Genomic DNA, 19405 nt, shown 5'->3' with positions numbered 1-19405 from the left:
AGGGCGGGTGCCGGATCGGGCCCGGCACGACGGGAAACAGTCGAAAGGATCCTGCTCCATGGCGCTCGAAGCGCTCGACACCGGTTTTGCGATCCGTCTCGGCGGGCGGGCGATCCTGACGCACAGCGAAGGCACGCCCTGTTTCGCGGTCGGGCGCGGGGTGCCGCATGTCCATGCGAAGCTCGGGCATTTCGACGTGAGCCAGGAGGTGATCGAGCGGATCGCGCTGGCGCATGTCGAGGGCGATGGCGATGTGCTGCGTTTCGCCGAGGCGGCGGGGAAGCCGTGGCTCCTCGAAGCAACTGTATCGAGCGATGACGAGGATGCCGCGATCGCGCTGACCGCGCTCGACCCGGCGCTCAACCGGCTGTGGCTGCGCGTCCCCGCCGAGGCGGGCGAGCATGTGTGGGGGGGCGGCGAGCAATTCTCCTATTTCGACCTGCGCGGGCGGCATTTCCCATTGTGGTCCAGCGAGCCGGGCGTGGGCCGCGATCCCTCGTCGGCGCTGTTCCGGCAGGTCGAGGCGCACCGCAAGGGCGGCGGCGGCAGCTATGCCCACACCAATTATCCGCAGCCGACCTATGTGAGTTCGCGGCGTTATGCGCTGCATGTCGACAGCTTTGCCTATGCCGCGTTCGATTTCCGCCATGAAGATTTCCACGAGGTCGAGGTGTGGGAGATTCCCGCGAAGATCGAGCTGTGGGCGCGGCCGCGGTTCACCGAGCTGGTGTCGGCGCTGTCGGCGCGTTTCGGGCGCCAGCCGCCGCTGCCCGAATGGCTGCTGAAGGGCGCGGTGATCGGGCTGAAGGACGGCGACAACAGTTTCGCGCGCCTGAAGGCCTATGAGGAGGCCGGGGTCGCGGTGTCGGGGCTGTGGTGCGAGGATTGGGTGGGCCTTCGCATCACCAGCTTCGGCAACCGGCTGTTCTGGGACTGGCAGTGGAACGCCGAGCGTTACCCCGACCTGCCGGCGCGGATTGCCGAGCTGCGCGAACGCGGCATTCGCTTTCTGGGTTATGTGAACCCTTATCTGGCGGTCGACGGGCCGCTCTATGCCGAGGCGGCGGCGCAGGGCTTCATGGTGATGCGGCCCGACAGGGACGAGCCCTATATCATCGATTTCGGCGAGTTCGACTGCGGGCATGTCGACTTCACCAACCCGGCCGCGGCGGCGTGGTTCGCCGATACGATCATCGGCGAGAAGATGATCGATTTCGGGCTGTCGGGCTGGATGGCCGACTTCGGCGAATATCTGCCGGTCGATGTGCGGCTGGCGAATGGCGAGAGCGGGATGACCGCGCACAATCGCTGGCCGGCGCTGTGGGGCGAGGTCAATGCCAAGGGGATCGCCGGGCGCGGGCAGACGGGCGAGATGATGGTGTTCATGCGATCGGGCGCCGCCGGCGTGCAGGGCCATTGCCCGATGCTGTGGGCGGGCGACCAGGCGGTCGATTTTTCGCGCCACGACGGGATCGGCACCGTGATCTGCGCCGCGCTGTCGGCGGGGATGCTGGGCAACGCCCATCATCACAGCGATTGCGGCGGTTATACGAGCCTGTTCGACACGGTGCGCGATGCCGAGCTCGCGATGCGCTGGGCCGAGATGGCGGCGTTCACGTCGATGATGCGCACGCATGAGGGCAACCGGCCGCGGCAGAATGTGCAATATGACGACGACCCCGACCTGCTCGCGCATTTTGCGAAGATGACGCGGATCTATGCGCATCTAGCGCCCTATCTGCGGCGACTGTCGCAGCAGGCTTCGGAGACGGGATTGCCGGTGCAGCGGCCGCTGTTCCTGCATTTCGAGGACGATGCGGAGACCTATGCGATCCAGACATCCTATCTGCTTGGCCCCGACCTGTTGGTCGCGCCGGTGATTGCGGCGGGGAAGCGCGAGTGGACGACCTACCTGCCCGCGGGGGCCGCGTGGGTGCATATCTGGTCGGGCCAGACATATGGCGGCGGCGCGGAAGTCACCGTCGCGGCGCCGTTCGGGCAGCCGCCGGTATTCTATCGTGCCGGATCGGCGGATAGCGCATTGTTCGACGGAATCGTCGCGGCGTGAGCGGGACTGCGGTCGACACGCGGCAGCGACGACAGGTCTTTGCCGAGCTGGAAGCGCGGACGTTCGACCTGGCGGTAATTGGAGGCGGGATCACCGGCGCCGGGATCGCACGCGATGCGGCGATGCGCGGTCTGTCGGTCGCGCTGGTCGAGGCGCGCGACTATGCGAGCGGGACGAGCAGCCGGTCGTCGAAGATGATCCACGGCGGGCTACGCTATCTTGGCCAGGGCGATATCGCGCTGGTCAAGGAAGCGGCGTCGGAGCGGCAAGTGTTGCGGCGGATCGCCCCGCACCTGACTCGGCTGACCCCCTTTCTGATCCCGACGACGAACATGGCGATGACCGCGAAGCTGCGGACCGGCCTCTGGACCTTCGAGAAACTCGGCGGGGTGCCCGAGGCCGAGAAGCATGAGGTGATCGGGCTGAAGGCGTTGCAACGGCGCGAGCCGTTGCTGCGCACCGACAGGCTGAGCGGCGCGGTGATCTATCCCGAATTCCTGACCGACGATGCGCGGCTGGTACTCGCGAACATCCGCAGCGCGCAGGGTGCAGGCGCGGTGGTGGTCAATCATGCGGCGGCATCGGAACTGATCGAGGGCGGACTGGTCGCGACCTCGACGCTGGGCGACGGGCTGGGCGCCCGGATCAAGGCGAAGCTGGTGGTGAACGCGGCGGGCGCATGGGTCGACACGGTGCGCGGGCTCGAGACGGGCGAAGGCGATACCCGGCTGTCGCTGAGCCGCGGGATCCATCTGGTGCTGTCGCGCGCGCGGCTCCCGGTCCATTCGACGCTGATCATTCGCGCGCCCGACAAGCGCAGCATCTTCGTCGTGCCGCGCGCGGCGTTCACCTATATCGGGACGACCGATGTGTTCCACGAGGGGGCCGATTACTGGCCCGCGCCGACGCGGGGCGACATCGACTATCTGCTGCGCGCGACCGAGGCGGCGCTGGCCATCGATCCGATCCGCGACGCCGAGATCGTCTCGCTCTGGTCGGGGGTGCGGCCGCTGATCGCGCAGCCGGGGAAGAAAGCGAACGAGGTGTCGCGCAAGGACGAAATCTGGACCTCGCCCACCGGGCTGGTGTCGATCGCGGGGGGCAAGCTCAGCGCCTATCGCGCGATGGCCGAACGCGTCGTCGATCTGGCGGTCGAGCGGTTGGGCAAGAGCGCCCTGCCCTGTGCAACCGCCGAGGTGCCGCTGCCGGGCGGCTTTCGCGAGTTGCGACTTGCCGGACTCGATCCGCTGGCGGCCGAGCGGCTGGCGGGGCTGTATGGCGACGAGGCAAACGAGATCGTGATCGCGGGCTGTGATGTCGCCGCCGAAGCCGCACGCGCGGTCACGCACGAGGGCGCTGCCAGCCTTGAAGATTATTGGGTGCGGCGGAGCGCGCGGGCGTGGTTCGACGAGGATGCGGGGCTGGCCACATTGGCGCCCGCCGCCGAGGCGATGGGCGCGTTACTCGGCTGGGACGACGCCATGACGGCGGCCGAGATCGCACATTGCCGACAGATCAACGAGGAAAGCCGCAGGCTGCTCGCGGCAACAGAGAGATGACATCCAACAACCCGCTTCCCCGAACGAGCCCCTCGTCTTCGCTCGGGGCGACGGAGTGGAAGGATGCAAAGGGCTTTGAGGGAGAAATAGCGTGAGTTCGATTGCCGAAGCCCTTGCCGCCGCGATCGGCGCCGACCGCGTCGCGACCGATGCCGCTGCGCTGAATGCCCGCCGCTACGACCAGTGGGCGGTCAAGCATCTGCGCGACTGGCGCGGCGCGGCCGTGCCCGCGCCGGGGTGCGTCGTGCGGCCGCAGTCGGTGATGGACGTGCAGAAGGTCGTGCGACTGGCTGCGGAGAAGCGCGTGCCGCTGATCCCCTATGGGCTTGGCAGTGGAGTCTGTGGCGGGATCGAGCCGACGCCGGATGCCATCCTGCTCGACATGAGTTCGATGAGCAAGGTTCGCTATATCGACGAGGGCGACCTGCTCGCGAGCTTCGATGCCGGGCTCAACGGCATGGAGGCCGAGGAGGCGGTCGCGGCGCACGGGCTGACGATCGGCCACTGGCCGCAGTCGATCGCGATCAGCAGCGTCGGCGGCTGGGTCGCGACGCGCGCGTCGGGGCAATTCTCGACCGCCTACGGCAATATCGAGGACATCATCCATTCGATCGAGGCGGTGCTACCGAACGGCGAGCTGGTGACGCTGGGCAAGGCGGTGCGCGCCGCCGCCGGACCCGACCTGCGCCATCTGCTGATGGGCGCCGAAGGAACCATGGGGGTGATCACCGGGGTGACCTTCTCGCTCCGCGCCAAGGCATCGCACCGCGATTACAGCATCTTCTATGCGAACGACATGCGCGCGGGGTTCGAGGCGCAGCGCCAGATCGTCCGCGCCGACTGGCGCCCGCCGGTGATGCGCCAGTATGACGGGCGCGAGGTGCGGCGGCTGTTCCGCGATCATGAGCGGGACGGCAAGGCGATGCTGCTGATGGTCCATGAAGGACCGAAAGCCCGCGTCGATGCCGAACTGGCGGCGATGCACGAGATTTGCGGCGCTGCCGGCCTCGAAGCGGGCGATCCGATGGCGGCGAAGCAGTGGATCGAAAAGCGCAACCATGTGCCGAGCTGGCGCGACATGTTCGAGCGCGGCTATGTCGCCGACACGGTCGAGATTTCGGGGCGCTGGAGCGAGATCGGCGCGATCTACGACGACAGCATCGCGGCGCTGAACGCGATCCCCGGCGTGATCAACGCGTCGGCGCACAGCAGCCATGTCTATCGATCGGGCATCAACCTCTATTTCAGCTTCGCCGCGACCTTCGAGGACAGCGCGAAGATGGAGCCCGCCTATTTCGCGGGATGGCGCGCGATCATGGAGGCGACCGCGAAGCATGGCGGCGGGGTGGCGCACCATCATGGCGCGGGGCGGCTGAGGAAGCCGTATCTGCATCATGATCTGGGCAACGGCGGTGTGGCATTGCTGCGGCGGGTGAAGACTTGTCTCGATCCGGACGGGATCATGAACCCGGGCAATCTCATTCCGGATGCTTGAAAACTCCGTCATTGCGAGCGGCGAAGCCGCGCGGCAATCCAGAGCAGGCGTATACCACCCTGGATTGCTTCGCTTCGCTCGCAATGACGATGACGAGAGGGCGACGTGAGCATCCACGGCCAGCTCCTCCTTGCGCTCGACGCGGGGACCACCGGCGCGCGCGCGATGCTGGTCGATCCGGCAGGCGCAGTGCTGGGGGTGGACAAAAGGCCGATCGCCAGCCGCTTTCCCGCGCCCGGTCTTGTCGAACAGGACGCCGCCGAGGTCTGGACCATCTGCCGCGCGGTGATCGACGGCGCGCTCGCTGCGGCGGGGCGCAGCATCGCCGACGTCGCGGCGATCGGGGTGACGACGCAGCGCGCGAGCATCGTGCTGTGGGATCGCGCCACCGGCGAGCCCGTCGCGCCGATGCTGGTGTGGAGCGATTTGCGCGGGATGGACGAATATAAAAGGCTCCGCGCGGCGGGGTTTGCCGGCTGGCCGCAGGTGCCGTCGGCAAAGCTGCCCGCGGCGATCGCGCTATCGGGGCGCAATGCCGCCGATCTGCAATGGGGGACGCTCGACAGCTGGCTGATCTACAAGCTCAGCGGTACGCATGTCACCGACGCCTCTGCGGCATGGCTGACGGGCTATTATGATTATGCGAACGGCGCGGGATGGGATGCAGCGTTACTGAGGTACCAGCGGCTGCCCGCGACGATGTTTCCGGCGCAGGTCGAAAGCTGGGGCGCTATTGCGGAGAGCGACGCCGCAGTGCTTGGGGCACGGGTGCCCATCACCGCGCTGATCGCCGATCAGGAGGCCGCGATGGTCGCGCATGGCGCATTGGAGCGCGGCGACTGGAAGGCGACCTATGGCACGTCGGGGGTGCTGATGGCGGGGACCGGCGAGGTGCCCCAGACGATCCACAGCAGCATGCCCGCCGAGGCGCTGGCGTTCGCGGGCGGGAAGCCGCGCTTCTGTGTCGAGGGGATGGTGATCACCACCGGGTCGATGATCGAGTGGCTGTGCGGGGGGCTTGGGCTGTTTGCCTCGCCCGCGGCGCTCGAAGCGGCGGCGGCTTCGGTGGCCGACGCCGGAAAGGTTGTGGTGCGGCCGTCGCTCGCGGGCATGGGCGCGCCGCACGGGAAGTTCGAGGCGCGCGGGCTGATTGCGGGGCTGAGCTTTGCCGACGGGCCGGGTCAGGTCGCGCGCGCGGCGCTCGCGGGGATCGCCTTTCGCTTTCGGGAGATTGCCGAGGTGATCGCGGCGGCGCTGCCGGTGCCCGAGGCGCTGCCCGTCGCGGGCGGGCTGTCGGCGAGCGATACGCTGATGCAGTTGCAGGCCGATGCCTTGCAGCGGCCGGTGCGGCGACACGCGGTGCGCGAGGCGAGCGCCTATGGCGCGGCGCTGGCGGCGGGGATGGGCGCCGGATTGTTCGGGGAAAGCGATCTGAAGCGGTTGGCGCGATATGATGCCGAGTTTCTGCCGAGGGTGTCGCGCGATGAGGCTGACGCGGCGTTTGCGCGCTGGCGGGAGGCGGTGGCGGTGTGAGAAACGCCCTTCCCTGTGCCCCTGCGAAGGCAGGGGCCCATCATCGAACCCATCTGCTATCTGCCGCCGGCTGCTTGGCAACGAAAGGGCCGGTGATGGGCCCCTGCCTTCGCAGGGGCGCGGCGTTAGTTACCCGTCACCTCGCGCCACAGACCGCGCACGATGTCGCGCATGCGCTGCGCTTCGTCCCAGCGGTTCGTGAGTTCGCTGCCGTCGGGCGCGGTGATCGCATAGGGCGGCGGGCCGAGCTCGCACATGAAGGTCAGCGCGTCGCCCGCGCGCGCCTGTTCGAGCCACAGCTCGAAGCCGCGGCGCCACCAGGCGATATGCTGGTCGAGCCAGCCTTGGTGCTGCGGCGCATCGATCGCGACCTGCACCTGATGCGTCGTCGAAACGCGGCCGTGAAAATTATGACTGCCCTGCAGGATCGTTTCGATCGCGGCGAGCTGGTCGGGGCGAAGCGGCAGCTCCATCTCGCCCGCGACGGGATAGTGCGAAAGGTCGGCGGTGAGCGGCAGGCCGGGGCGTTCCTCGAGCAGGCGCAACGTGAAGAGCAGATCGTTGGTGAGGCGGCCGCGGTGGGTTTCGAACCAGACGGGGAGCGGCGCATCCTTCGCCGCGGCTACGAGGCTGTCGATCAGGTGCAGCGCGGCGCGGAAGTCGGCGGTCGGGCCGGCGATCTGGACGTTGAGATGGTGCGCGCCGAGGCGCTGCGCCTCGCCGATCCAGTGGGTGAGCTGGGCAGCGTCGTCGACGAGCACCTGCCCTTCCCATGCGAGGCCGAGCGGGTTCATCGCGCGCGCGACGCCGTCGGTACGCGCGGTGCGGGCGAGGTTGACGCCGACACCGTCGAAGCCCGCGGCGACGACTTGCTCGAGCGCGTCGTCGAGGCGGTTGTCGATGTCAAAACCGGGGCATTTGTCGAGGCCCCAGACCGACTGGAGGACGAGCAATTCGGGCATGGACTTCCTTTTCAGACAACGCTGTCATATCGTGCCGGGGGTGGGAGTCAATTGCGTGTTGCCTAACCTCGTCATGCCGGACTTGATCCGGCATCCATTGGGACGTGACGAGGGCAGATCGACCCCGGATCAAGTCCGGGGTGACGAAGAAAAGAAGAAGAGTGAGAGGATGAGATGACCGCCGAAGCCCCCGCCCCGCCCGCCATCGCGCCGGTGTCGAAAGCATATCGCCGCTACGCGCTGAGCGTGCTGCTCGTCATCTATATCCTCAATTTCCTCGACCGGCAGATCGTCGCGATCCTCGCCGAACCGATCAAGCACGACCTCGGCCTCGCCGACTGGCAGCTGGGGGTGATGACCGGCCTCGCCTTCGCGCTGTTCTATACCGTGCTCGGCATCCCGATCGCGCGCTATGCCGAGACGGGGCACAGGCCGCGGATCATCGCGGTGGCGGCGGGGCTGTGGAGCCTGTTCACGCTGGCGTGCGGCTATGCGCAGAATTTCGTGCAACTCGTCGCGTGCCGCGTCGGGGTGGGGATCGGCGAAGCGGGGTGCACGCCGCCCGCGCATTCACTGATCACGGATTACACACCGCGCGAGAAGCGCGCGTCGGCGCTCGCCTTCTACGCACTCGGGACGCCGCTCGGCGGGTTGCTGGGGCTCGCGCTCGGCGGACTGATCGCCGATGCCTATGGCTGGCGAACGGCGTTTCTGTTTGCGGGACTGCCGGGGCTGTTAATGGCGCTTGTTGCGTGGACGACCTTGCGCGAGCCGCGGCGGCAGATGAATGTCGACCTGGCTGCGCTGAAGGCCGCGCGGCCCGACTTCAAGACCGCGATGGCCGAAATTCGCGGCAAACGCACCTTCTGGCTGATCGCCTTTGCTGCCGCGATCAAGGCGTTCATCGGCTATGGCGCCGCGGCGTTTCTGGCACCCTTCTTTTTCCGCAACCATGCGGCCGAGCTAACCGTGATCGCCGACGATTTCGGGCTCGGGCTGACGGGCTTTCTCGGCGTTGCGCTGGGGATCGTGCTGGGGCTGACCGGGGCGGTCGGGACGTGGATGGGCGGCTATCTCGCCGACAAATATGGCGCGCGCGACTTGCGCTTCTATGTCGCGATCCCCGCGGTTTCGACCTTGATTGGTATTCCTTTCTACATCGCCGGCCTGCTCTCGGACTCCGCGGTTTTCGCGCTGATCATGTTTGCCTTTCCGCCGGTGCTGAACACGATGTGGTACGGGCCGGGCTATGCCGCGGTGCAGGGGCTGGTGCAGCCGCAGACCCGCGCGACGGCGTCGGCGGTGCTGCTGTTCATCATCAATCTGATCGGGCTGGGTTTGGGACCGCTGGGCGTCGGTGCGGTCAGCGATTTCATCAGCGGCCCGATGGGGCTAGGGTCGGCCGAAGGCGTACGCTGGTCGTTGATGATCTTCATCCTGTTCGGCGCGGTGGCGTCGGGACTGTTCTGGCTGGCGCGGAGGTCGATCCGCGAGGAGATGGTGAGTTGAGTATCGCAAGCATCGCCCTGCCCCGCATCCTGCGCATCGGCGGTGGGGCGTCGAAGCAATTGCCCGAGGTGCTGGCGGCGCTGGGGCTGTCGCGGCCGCTGATCGTGACGGACCGATATCTGGTGAGCAGCGGGCGTGTCGCCGAGCTGACCGACGGGCTGGCGGCAGCAGGAATCGCGGCGCGGGTGTTTGCCGATACGGTGCCCGACCCGACAGTGGCGTCGGTCGATGCGGGGGTCGCCTATCTGCGGGACGGCGATCATGATTGCGTCGTCGGTTTCGGCGGCGGCAGTCCGCTCGACAGTGCGAAGGCGATCGCGCTGCTTGGCCGGTTCGGCGGGGCGATGGCGGATTACAAGGCGCCGCATGTTCAGGACGCGCCGGGGCTGCCGGTGATCGCGATCCCGACGACGGCGGGCACGGGGTCGGAGGCGACGCGCTTCACGATCATCACCGACGAGGCGACCGACGAAAAGATGCTGTGCCCGGGGCTCGCCTATCTGCCCCTCGCGGCGCTCGTCGATTATGAGCTGACGTTTACGAAGCCCAAAAGGCTGACCGCCGACACCGGCATCGATTCGCTGACACACGCGATCGAGGCCTATGTGTCGAAGCGCGCCAATCCGTTCAGCGACGGCATGGCGCTGCTCGCAATGCGCGCGATTGCGCCGAATTTGCGGCGCGTGTGCAGCGACCCGACGGACGCGGCGGCGCGCGAGGCGATGATGCTGGGCGCGACGCAGGCGGGGATCGCCTTTTCGAACAGCTCGGTCGCGCTGGTCCACGGGATGAGCCGGCCGATCGGCGCGCATTTCCATGTCCCGCACGGGCTGTCGAACGCGATGCTGCTGCCTGCGGTAACCGCATGGTCGGCGCCCGCGGCGCTGCATCGCTACGCCGATTGCGCAAGGGCGATGGGGGTGGCGGACGAAGCCGAGGGCGATCAGGCAGCGGTGGCGCGATTGCTGGATGAACTGGCGGCGCTCAACCGCGAGCTCGAGGTCCCGGGGCCGGCGGCGTGGGGCATCGACGCGGCGCGCTGGGACGCACTGGTCCCGACGATGTGCGCCCAGGCGGCGGCGTCGGGATCGCCTGCGAACAATCCGCGCGTGCCGGATAGCGAGGAAATGGCGATGCTCTATGCGCAGGTTTGGGCGGGTTAGTGGCCGCTTAGTCGGAAATTTTGAAGCTGTTGATCCGGGTTCCTGGCGGCAAATCCTTTACCTGCTCATGTATCTGCCCGGCTATGTGCAGTTTCACGACAAAGGACATTTTTTCAATATTTTCAACGTCCATTTGGCCGCCAAGGATCGGAGCTATCCTGTAGTCATAGCACTCTTCCGGCGAGAGGACCAATCCGCGACTTCGTGCAGCTAATACCATTCCACCGAACAACAGCTGATCGCGCTTCTCCACCTCCTGAAGGTCAGCAGTGAAGGCGGACAGGCTGGGCGCGATGGCGACAATTCGACCCTCAATTGTGTCCAGATAGAGAATCTCTTGGCTGTCGGTCTGAAAGAAAGTCTCGCCAAACGCCGAGACAGCAACCACAGTCAGACCCTCAAGGCCAATCCACGTCCAGCCTTCCAGCGCGCGAACCACATCTATCGGCTTCGGCCTGATAAAAAGAAAATCAAGTTCTGGAGCACCGCCAATGCTGATCAGAGAGACCTTAATTTCTGGCTCCGCATCGGCAGTTGGTGGCGCCTGTTCAGCAGGCCGTTTCCCAAAGAGTCGTTTGAACATTTCATTCTCCCCAAGAGGAGGGCGTAGTTTCCAAAGTCGAGCTTCGCAATCGCCGGGAGAAGGGGCAAGCCGCTCCGTTCACCCGCCCGCAATCCGTTTCCTGCTTAAGCGCGCTCGCCCCGTCCCCTTCTCTCCTACGTCTCAAACGTGGGGGCGGGGCATCCTCCTCCCGCCATCGTCATCCCGGACTTGATCCGGGATCCATGACTTCGATCGCGGTGCTAGCTCTCGTGGACCCCGGATCAAGTCCGGGGTGGCGGGGTTTGGTTGCCGCGCATCACCACTTATCCGCGTCCCCGCGAAGGCGGGGATCCATCTTCCGCCGGTTCCATTTCGCGCGGACCGGAGATGGGCCCCCGCCTTCGCGGGGGCACGCAGCTTTCAATTCGGACGGGTCAGAGCACCAGCGGACCGTGGTTCATCTTCGGCAGCACATGGCGCGCGAAGAGGTCGGCTTCGGCGGCGTGCGGGTAGCCCGAGAGGATAAACGCCTCGATGCCCATGTCCTGATAGCGGTTCAGCTTCGCGAGCACCTGGTCGGGGTCGCCGACGATCGCGGCGCCGCAGCCCGAGCGGGCGCGGCCGACGCCGGTCCATAGATTATCCTCGACATAGCCGTCGTCGGACGCCGCTTCGCGCAAGGCGACCTGCGCGTTGACGCCGAACGACTGCGAATCGAGCGACTTCGCCTTGATCTCGGCGCCCTTCGCGGCGTCGAGTTTCGAGAGCAGCCGGTCGGCGGCGGCGCGCGCTTCGCTTTCGGTGTCGCGCACGATCATGTGCGCGCGGTAGCCGAATTTGAGGGTGCGGCCGTACGCGGCGGCGCGCTGGGTCATGTCGGCGATGATCGCCTTCACCACCTCCTCGCGATCGGGCCACATCAGGAAGACGTCGCAGCCCTTCGCGGCGGCGTCGCGCGCGGCCGGAGACAGGCCACCGAAGTAGAGCGGCGGCGCCTTGCCCGACACGGTGCCGACGCGTGGCGGTTCGAGTTGCAGCTTCCAGAACTCGCCGTCATGGTCGAGCGCTTCGCCATTGAGCAGCGTCTTCAATATGTGCATCGCCTCGACCGTGCGGCGGTAGCGCGGTTCGGAGTCCATCGTCTCGCCCGGCATGTCCGACGAGATGATGTTGACGGTCAGCCGGCCGCCGAGGATCTGGTCGATCGTTGCGATCTGGCGCGCGAGCTGCGGCGGCCAGCTTTCGCCGATGCGAACCGCCATCAAGAGGCGGATGCGCTTCACCATCGTCGCGATCGCCGCGGCGAAAGCGGTGGTGTCGATGCCGAGCGCATAACCCGACGGCAGCAGGATATTGTCGAAGCCCTGGGCATCGGCCTGCATCACGATATCACGGCAATGCTCCCAGCTCGATTTGAGCATCGGGTCGGGAACGCCGAGGAATTCATAGTCGTCGTCGCAGAGCGCCGAAAACCAGCTGACTTCGCAACTGCGGTCGGTCATGGCAGATTCTCCCCCATCGATGTTTGCAGCACCGCGTACCACTCGGCGCGCGTCCAGCGCGGGGCGAAGGCCTGCGGAATTTCCTTGATTCGCTCGACATTCTGCGTGCCGACGATCGGGATCGGGCGCGCGGGATGCGCCATCACCCAGCTGTAGGTCGCGGCGGCGCGCGAGACGCCATACTCCGCGGCCTTCGCGTCGAGCAGTCCGGCGACTGCGCGCGTGCGCTCGCCCTCCGGATCGCCGAGCCGGCCGCCGCCGAGCGGCGACCAGGCGAGGAAGCTCATGCCCTCGGCCATCGACTGATCGAAGATGCCGTCGAAGAGCGGGTTCAGGTGAAGCGGCGAAAATTCGCTCTGATGGCTGACCACCGGAACGGGCAAGAATTTGGCGAGCGCCTCGGTTTGCGACGGCGTGAAGTTCGACACGCCGATCGCGCCGATCTTGCCCGCGCGATGCGCTTCCTCGAGGGTCCGCGCGATTTCCTGCGGGTGGCTGAGCAGGTCCGGGCGGTGGATCTGCCACAGCTCGACATGGTCGGTGCGCAGGCGTTTCAGCGAGATGTCGATGGCGGAGGTCAGATAAGTTGCGCTGCTGTCGTAGGGGACGCCGAGGATGATCCCGCCCTTGGTCGCGAGCACCATTTTTTCACGCAAGTCGGGGGCTTCGGCGAAGACTTCGCCGAGCAGCGCCTCGGCCGAACCGAAACCGCCGGGGGTGTCGCAGCCGTAGATGTCGGCGGTGTCGAACAAAGTGACGCCCGCCTCGAACGCGGCGTCGATGCGCGCGCGGGCAGTCGAAATATTGACGCCGGCGAAGCGCCACATGCCCCAGGCGATGGGGGAGACTTCATGACCGGCGAGGGTCACGTTGGCGGGAGCGGGAAGATGGTCTGACATCGCTGTCATATACTCCATAAGTCAGGTCGAGGGAAGCGGGTTTCGTATGCGGTTTTGCGGTTCGTTAAATTTCGCCCTTCGTGTTCCCTGACGAAAGCCGGGGTCCATTCAGCGGCAGGAGATGGGCCCCGGCTTTCGCCGGGGAACATAAAATACGCGCCAGCATTCCGATCAATGCGCCAGCACCTGCACCTCGCCATCCTCCTCTTCATCGACCGCGACGATGCGCGGCAGGATCAGATGGATCGCCGCGAGCGCGACAAGGTAGGTGACGGCGCAGACGAGCATCATCGGCAGATACCCCCTGCCCGTGTCGAGCGACCAGCCCGCGAACTCGATCATCGCCATGCCCGAGAGATTGCCCGCAAAAGCGCCGATGCCGATCGCCGAGCCGACGATCCGCGCGGGGAAGACGTCGGTGGTGAGCCCGAAGAGATTGGTCGAGAAGCCCTGATGCGCGAAGAGCGCGAGGCCGAGGATCATCGCCGCGACCCACGCGCTGTCGACGCCGACGAGCAAGGGCACCGGCAGGATGAGCAACGCGTAGATGAGCATCGTCGTCTTGCGCGCGGCGTTCACGCTCCAGCCGCGGCGGCCCATCAGGTACGACGGCAGATAGCCGCCGGTGATGCCGCCCAATGCCGCCATGAAATAGACGAAGGCGACGGGAAGACCGAGCGTGCCCTGCGTCAGGCCGAAGACGCGGTGGAACAGGTCGGGCATGAAGAAGAGCAGGAACCACCAGACTTGGTCGGTGAGCGCCTTCCCCAGGATCACCGCCCATTGGCGGCGGTCGCGGAGCAGGCTGGCCCACGCGATCTTCGGCGCGGCGGCGTCGCGCGCGGCGTTCGGCTGTTCGGGGATGCGCACCATCAGCCAGACGACGACCCAGACGAGCCCGAGCCCGCCCGCGATCAGGAAGGTCGCCTGCCAGCCCCACATCATCGCCATCAGGGGGATGAGCAAAGGCGTGAGGATCGCACCGACATTGGGGGCGATGCCGCCGAGCCCGAGGACGAAGCTGCGCTCCTTCGCGTTGAAATAGGTGGCGGCGGTCTTCACCGCGGCCGGGGTGCCGATCGATTCGGCGGCGCCGAGCACGGCGCGCGAGGTGACGAAGCCCGCGACGGTCGACGCGAAGGCGTGCGCCATGCCCGCGAGGCTCCACACGCCGACCCCGATCGCGAAGCCGCGGCGCAAGCCGACCTTGTCGATGAACCAGCCGGTACCAAGGAAAGCGAGCGCTGCGGCGAACTGGAACGCCGAGGCCATGTGGCTGTAATCGCGGTCGGTCCAGTCGAATTCGGCCTGCAAGGTCGGCTTGAGCAGCGCGAGGATTTGGCGGTCGACATAGTTGAGGACGATCGCGACGAAGACGAGCCCCACCACGAGCCAGCGGCGTTTGTCGGCGATTTGCGCCAAGATCGTCTCTCCCCGAATCTGTTTGGCTGATGAGATAACGTTGTCATAGCCGGATTGATAGCCGGTTTTTTCGATGGTGGCGGGAAGGGGGGGGAGCCGTCGCCACGTCAGTCGTCATCCCGGGCTTGACCCGGGATCCGCCTTTCCTCTTCGGGCCTCGGATGAAAAGACAAGGCAGGCCCCGGATCAAGTCCGGGGTGACGATGAAAGATAGGTCAGCTTCCGGTCGTTTTCAGGCCTTCGTCATCCCCGACTTGATCCGGGATCCATTGGCCGCGGCGGCGCGGTCGATCCGCGGACGATCAGTTCGTGCGGCAATTGCCGGCGCTCGATCGTCTCGCCGAATTCGAGCAGCAGGTCGGCGGCGGCGTAGCCCAAGTCGCGGATCGGCTGGCGGATCGTCGTCAGCGCGGGCCAGACGACCTGCGCGAGGTCGGTGTCGTCGAAGCCCGCGACCGAAAGCTGGTCGGGCACCGATATGCCGATGCGGTGCGCCGCCGCGAGGACGCCCGCCGCCATGTCGTCGCTGCTCGCAAAGATCGCGGTCGGCGGCTCGTCGAGCGCGAGCAGCGCCTCCGCCGCCGCGGCGCCCGACTGGAAATCGAACTGGCCGGGAAAGACGAGCGACGCGTCGAAGCCGATGCCCGCGCGTTGCAGCGCCTGCCGGTAGCCGGTCAGCCGCTGGCCGCTGGCGAAATAATTGGCGTGCCCGGTGACGAGCCCGATGCGCCGATGGCCGAGCGAGATGAGATAGGCGGTCATGTCGTCGGCCGCCTGCACATTGTCGATGTAAACCGCCGAGGTCGCAGTGAGGTCGGTGCCCGGCTGGACGCGGACGACGGGGATCTTGCGCCGGAATAGCTCGGCGAGCGCGGTGCCGACGTCGGTGACCGGCGGGGTCATGATGATACCGTCGAGCTGCGCCTGATCGATCAGCGCGCCGATATCGTCGACGAGGCCGGGCGAGTTGATGTCGCACGGCTGGACGATCATGCGAAAATCGGCCTCGCGGCACCGTTGCCCGACCCCGGCCTGCATGTTGAAGATATAATAGGGGCTGGGGTTGTCGTGGATCAGCCCGATCTGGAACGAACGCCGCCCCGCGAGCGTGCGCGCGGCGAGGCTGGGATGGTAGTTGAGCCGTGCGACCGCCTCCTCGACCTTTTGCCGCATGTCGTCGCTGACATAGCGTTCCTTGTTGAGGACGCGCGACACCGTCTTGATCGACACCCCCGCGACGCGCGAGACATCCTTGATCGTCGCCCGGGTCATCCGCGCAAACGCTCCGTCCCCGGCTGGCAAGTCCCTGTCACGGCCGCGCATCTCCCCGTCCCGCCGATTGACCATCGCTGTCTGCTTTGGCGCGTCGCGCCGCGCACCGCAAGAGAAGCCTTGCGCCCTTCCCTCGCCTCGCGATATGGCGCGATCCTATGACAACGTTAGACAGAAACGTCGGCACCTCGATGCGGCACGCGCACTGGAACGACCTGCCGAGCGGCGGCGACCTGTTCGGCGAGTTGCACCTGGCGCAGGTCAAGGCGGGAACCGCGCCGAAAGGCAGCCTGTTTCCGGGTCTCGCCGCCTGCGCGGCGGGATCGGCGGCGGCGGCGTGGCTGTCCGACCATTATGGTTTTCCGATCATCCTGCTCGGGCTGCTTGTCGGGCTGTCGCTCAACTTCGTCTCGGCGAACGCGGTGACGCACCGCGGGCTCGATTTCGCGTCGCGTACCTTCCTGCGCATCGGCATCGTCGTGCTGGGGCTGCAGGTCACCTTCGGCCAGATCGCGGTGCTGGGGCCGGTGCCGTTCGCGGCGCTGATCGTGATCATGACGCTGACGATGGGCGCCGGGTTCCTGGGCGCGCGGCTGTCGGGGCAGACGCCCTACGCCGGATTGCTGGCGGGCGGCGCGACCGCGATCTGCGGCGCGAGCGCGGCGCTCGCGCTCTATGGCGTGATCGGGAAGAACCGGCTGTCGCAGGCGCAGTTCGCGCTGACCCTGGTCGGCGTTTCGCTGGCGAGCGCGCTTGCGATGACGATCTATCCGTTGCTCGCGGGCGAACTCGGCCTCACCGACAAGCAGGCGGGCTTCCTGATCGGCGCGTCGATCCACGACGTCGCGCAGGCGATCGGCGGCGGCTATGCCTTTTCCGACGCGGCGGGAGCGAGCGCCACGATCGTCAAGCTCGCGCGCGTGGCGCTGCTCGCGCCGGTCGTCGCGCTCGTCGGGCTGCTGCTGAAGCCCGAGGGCGGTGGCGACACGCGCATCTGGCGGCGCCTTGCCCTGCCCTGGTTCATCACGGCCTTCTTTGCGATGGTGACGCTGAACAGCGTGGCGCCGATCCCCGAAGCGATGCGCGCCGCCGCGCTCACCGGGTCGAAGGCGCTGCTGCTGCTCGCGGTGACGGCGACCGCGATGCGGACGCGGCTGGAGCTGCTGCTCGAGATGGGCTGGCGCGCGGCGGTGCCGGTACTGCTGGCGTCGCTGACGAGCTTTGCCGCATCGCTGCTGTTCGCGCTGTCGATCGTCTGAATCGCCACCGCGCCGGTGGCCTGAAATCGGTCTGGGAGATATGGTGCCCGGGGACGGGGTCGAACCGCCGACACTGCGATTTTCAGTCGCATGCTCTACCAACTGAGCTACCCGGGCAGCACCGCTTCGGCCGGTCGGCCGTGCAGGCGAGCGGCGGCTATAGGCAGGGTGTTTCGTCCTGTCCAGTGACTTTCTTGGCTAAAATCGCGCCTCAGTCGCCGCCGAATTTCCCGTCGTCGGTATTGCCGTCGGGCCCCTCGTGCGCGGGAACGCGATAGCCCTCGTCGAACCATTGGTTGAGATCGCGGTCGCGGCAGCCGCGGCTGCAGAAGGGGCGATATTGCTGGACGCGCGGCTTGCCGCAGAGCGGGCATTTGCCGGATTTTGCGGGGGTTTCACTGGGCATGGCCGACTCCTTTCACCTGAACGTCGCGCGCCAGCTCGACCGGGCGACCGGTGCGGCGTTGCAGCTCGGCGATCCATTGCGGGTGCGCGGCGATATGGTCGGCCACGGCGGGGCGCGCGGCGAGTTGCAGCGCGCCGACGCCCCGCGCGCGTTCGGCCTGGCGCAGCAGCAGCGCGGCGTCGGTCGCGACGGGATCGAATCGCACCTGCTCGATCAGCGACGGCCGTTCGCGGCGGCGGATGATCTGCAGAAAGCCGAAGCCGTTGATCGCGGTACGCTCGAAAGGCTGCGGCAATAGTTCGTCGACCAGCGCGTCAATCGCCTGCCGCTCGGCGCGGCCGGCGAGCGACGGGAAATCGATGCCGATCGATCCGCCGACATCGCAGCAGCGGACGAGGCGCAGCGCCGCGGCGCCCCCCGCCTTCGCCAGCACAAATGCATCGCCCTCGCCGTCGATGTCGATCAACAGCATCGCAGGCGTCGCATCGACCCACAGCGCGCCGCCCGGAAAGGGGACGTGGCCGGTGCGGACCCGGTCGATCAGTTCGGACCAGCCCGCCTCCTCCAGCCGGTCGGGACCGGTTTGCGACACTTCGGCAACGGGCCATCCGCTCGCCGCGATCCGGGCGCGCAGGTCGGGCCCATCGGTCGGCGCCGCATCGGTGATACGCGCCCGCGCCGGCTTGTCGCGCCCGCGTTCGCTGAGCGCCATCCGAACGATCTCGACGTTGAGGCGCGCGCCGATCGAGGTTCCGGGCGGGACCGACGCCAGCGTCGCCTGCGGTTCGCCCGGCAGGTCGAGCGTGACGCGCGCGCCCCTCCCCGCCTCGACCAGCCGCGCCTGAACGACCGCGCCGACGCGCGGCCCTTCGCCGTCGCGCTCGATCCGCGCTTCGAAGATCTCTCCGTCCTCGACGAGCGCGGCGCGGCGCTCGCCGATGCCGTCCTCGTACAGCCACTCAGCCAAGCGGCACCCCGGCGGCGGCCAACAGCGACCGCGTCTCGAACAGCGGCAGGCCGACGACGTTCGAATGGCTGCCCGACAGGAAACGCACGAAGACCTCGGCCTTGCCCTGGATGGCATAGCCGCCCGCCTTGCCCATCCCCTCGCCGCTGTCGACATACCAGTCGATCTCGGCCGCGCTCAGCGCCTTGAAGGCGACGATCGTGTCGGCAACCCGGACGCGCGGCTTGCCGTCGGCGCCGACGACGCACACGCCCGACCAGACATGGTGCCGGCGGCCCGACAACAGCGCCAGCATCCGGCGCAGATCGGCTTCGTCGGCGGGCTTTTCGAGGATGCGGCGGCCGACCGCGACGGTCGTGTCGCCCGCGAGCACCACCTCGCCCGCCGCGCGTTCGACCGCGAGCGCCTTCGCTTCGGCGAGCCGCGCGACATAGGCGCGCGGGAGCTCGCCCTTCAGCGGGGTCTCGTCGATTTCAGGGGCCGCGATGCGCGCCGGCGTCAGGCCGATCCGCGCCAGCAGTTCGCGCCGGCGCGGTGAGGTCGATGCCAGTACCAGCGCGGGAGAGGTCGCCGCGCCGCTCACTTGAAGCGATAGGTGATCCGACCCTTGGTCAGGTCATAGGGGGTGAGTTCGACGAGCACTTCGTCGCCCACCAGAACGCGGATGCGATTCTTGCGCATCTTGCCGGCCGTGTGGCCGAGAATCTCGTGGTCATTTTCGAGTTTGACGCGAAACATCGCGTTGGGCAGCAGTTCGACCACCTGGCCGCGCATTTCCAGAAGTTCTTCTTTCGCCATCTATCCTCTATGGGCTCGAAATATCAGGATGCGGGCCCATAACGCCA

General features: G+C 67.2%; 17 protein-coding genes and 1 tRNA gene. 7 read left to right on the top strand and 11 right to left on the bottom strand.

Going from position 1 to position 19405, the window contains the following annotated elements:
* The first annotated feature begins 7 nt into the window (after positions 1-7).
* The 4 genes from ATE64_RS14655 (at position 8) to ATE64_RS14640 (ending at position 6655) form a co-directional block, all read left to right on the top strand.
* Positions 8-2068, top strand: coding sequence for an alpha-glucosidase (locus ATE64_RS14655; RefSeq protein ID WP_269433232.1), 2061 nt, complete (start codon positions 8-10; stop codon positions 2066-2068).
* The gene (locus ATE64_RS14650) at positions 2065-3627 is read left to right on the top strand and encodes a glycerol-3-phosphate dehydrogenase/oxidase (protein WP_058456928.1); all 1563 of its coding nucleotides are present in this window, start codon (positions 2065-2067) and stop codon (positions 3625-3627) included. The genes ATE64_RS14655 and ATE64_RS14650 overlap by 4 nt, the downstream gene beginning before the upstream one ends.
* 91 nt (positions 3628-3718) lie before the next feature.
* Positions 3719-5122: an FAD-binding oxidoreductase gene (locus tag ATE64_RS14645; protein WP_058456927.1), complete on the top strand. Its 1404-nt coding sequence runs from the start codon at positions 3719-3721 to the stop codon at positions 5120-5122.
* A 105-nt stretch (positions 5123-5227) separates the two neighbouring features.
* Positions 5228-6655, top strand: coding sequence for an FGGY family carbohydrate kinase (locus ATE64_RS14640; protein WP_058456926.1), 1428 nt, complete (start codon positions 5228-5230; stop codon positions 6653-6655).
* A gap of 125 nt (positions 6656-6780) precedes the next feature.
* Here ATE64_RS14640 and ATE64_RS14635 read toward each other — a convergent pair whose 3' ends face one another.
* Positions 6781-7617, bottom strand: a complete 837-nt coding sequence (locus tag ATE64_RS14635; protein ID WP_058456925.1) for a sugar phosphate isomerase/epimerase — start codon at positions 7615-7617, stop codon at positions 6781-6783.
* 174 nt (positions 7618-7791) lie between these two features.
* Here ATE64_RS14635 and ATE64_RS14630 point away from each other — a divergent pair, with 174 nt between their 5' ends.
* Entirely contained in the window at positions 7792-9126 is a 1335-nt protein-coding gene (locus ATE64_RS14630) for an MFS transporter (RefSeq protein ID WP_058456924.1), read from the top strand.
* Positions 9123-10289, top strand: a complete 1167-nt coding sequence (locus ATE64_RS14625; protein ID WP_082657800.1) for an iron-containing alcohol dehydrogenase — start codon at positions 9123-9125, stop codon at positions 10287-10289. The genes ATE64_RS14630 and ATE64_RS14625 overlap by 4 nt, the downstream gene beginning before the upstream one ends.
* Positions 10290-10296: 7 nt before the next feature.
* On the opposite strand, the gene ATE64_RS14620 is transcribed toward ATE64_RS14625, so the two are convergent.
* The 5 genes from ATE64_RS14620 to ATE64_RS14600 all read right to left on the bottom strand — a co-directional run bounded on the left by ATE64_RS14620 (position 10297) and on the right by ATE64_RS14600 (position 15928).
* Entirely contained in the window at positions 10297-10872 is a 576-nt protein-coding gene (locus ATE64_RS14620) for a T6SS immunity protein Tdi1 domain-containing protein (protein ID WP_058456923.1), read from the bottom strand.
* A 395-nt stretch (positions 10873-11267) separates the two neighbouring features.
* Positions 11268-12335 carry an LLM class flavin-dependent oxidoreductase gene (locus ATE64_RS14615; protein ID WP_058456922.1) on the bottom strand — a complete coding sequence of 356 codons (1068 nt, stop codon included), beginning with the start codon at positions 12333-12335 and terminating at the stop codon, positions 11268-11270.
* Positions 12332-13234 (bottom strand): aldo/keto reductase, encoded by a 903-nt coding sequence (locus tag ATE64_RS14610; protein WP_156416596.1) that lies wholly within the window; start codon positions 13232-13234, stop codon positions 12332-12334. The genes ATE64_RS14615 and ATE64_RS14610 overlap by 4 nt, the downstream gene beginning before the upstream one ends.
* A gap of 171 nt (positions 13235-13405) precedes the next feature.
* Positions 13406-14656, bottom strand: a complete 1251-nt coding sequence (locus ATE64_RS14605; protein ID WP_058456921.1) for an MFS transporter — start codon at positions 14654-14656, stop codon at positions 13406-13408.
* A gap of 243 nt (positions 14657-14899) precedes the next feature.
* Positions 14900-15928 (bottom strand): LacI family DNA-binding transcriptional regulator, encoded by a 1029-nt coding sequence (locus ATE64_RS14600; RefSeq protein ID WP_058456920.1) that lies wholly within the window; start codon positions 15926-15928, stop codon positions 14900-14902.
* Positions 15929-16086: 158 nt separating this feature from the next.
* Here ATE64_RS14600 and ATE64_RS14595 point away from each other — a divergent pair, with 158 nt between their 5' ends.
* Positions 16087-17187 (top strand): putative sulfate exporter family transporter, encoded by a 1101-nt coding sequence (locus ATE64_RS14595; protein ID WP_231729152.1) that lies wholly within the window; start codon positions 16087-16089, stop codon positions 17185-17187.
* A gap of 41 nt (positions 17188-17228) precedes the next feature.
* On the opposite strand, the gene ATE64_RS14590 is transcribed toward ATE64_RS14595, so the two are convergent.
* From ATE64_RS14590 to infA, 5 genes are all read right to left on the bottom strand, one after another.
* Positions 17229-17304, bottom strand: a tRNA-Phe gene (locus ATE64_RS14590).
* A 94-nt stretch (positions 17305-17398) separates the two neighbouring features.
* Positions 17399-17593, bottom strand: a complete 195-nt coding sequence (gene yacG, locus ATE64_RS14585) for a DNA gyrase inhibitor YacG (RefSeq protein ID WP_058456918.1) — start codon at positions 17591-17593, stop codon at positions 17399-17401.
* Positions 17583-18560, bottom strand: a complete 978-nt coding sequence (locus ATE64_RS14580; RefSeq protein ID WP_058456917.1) for a hypothetical protein — start codon at positions 18558-18560, stop codon at positions 17583-17585. Before ATE64_RS14580 ends, yacG begins: the two co-directional genes overlap by 11 nt.
* Entirely contained in the window at positions 18553-19143 is a 591-nt protein-coding gene (locus ATE64_RS14575) for a Maf family protein (protein ID WP_082657799.1), read from the bottom strand. Before ATE64_RS14575 ends, ATE64_RS14580 begins: the two co-directional genes overlap by 8 nt.
* Complete coding sequence (infA, locus tag ATE64_RS14570) at positions 19140-19358, bottom strand: translation initiation factor IF-1 (RefSeq protein ID WP_010162480.1); 219 nt, start codon at positions 19356-19358, stop codon at positions 19140-19142. Before infA ends, ATE64_RS14575 begins: the two co-directional genes overlap by 4 nt.
* Positions 19359-19405: the final 47 nt, after the last annotated feature.

The organism is Sphingopyxis sp. H073 (assembly GCF_001468395.1).
GTDB lineage: Bacteria > Pseudomonadota > Alphaproteobacteria > Sphingomonadales > Sphingomonadaceae > Sphingopyxis.
The sequence above is the reverse complement of the archived record's forward strand: the minus strand, read 5'-3'. Positions and strand labels throughout refer to the sequence as shown.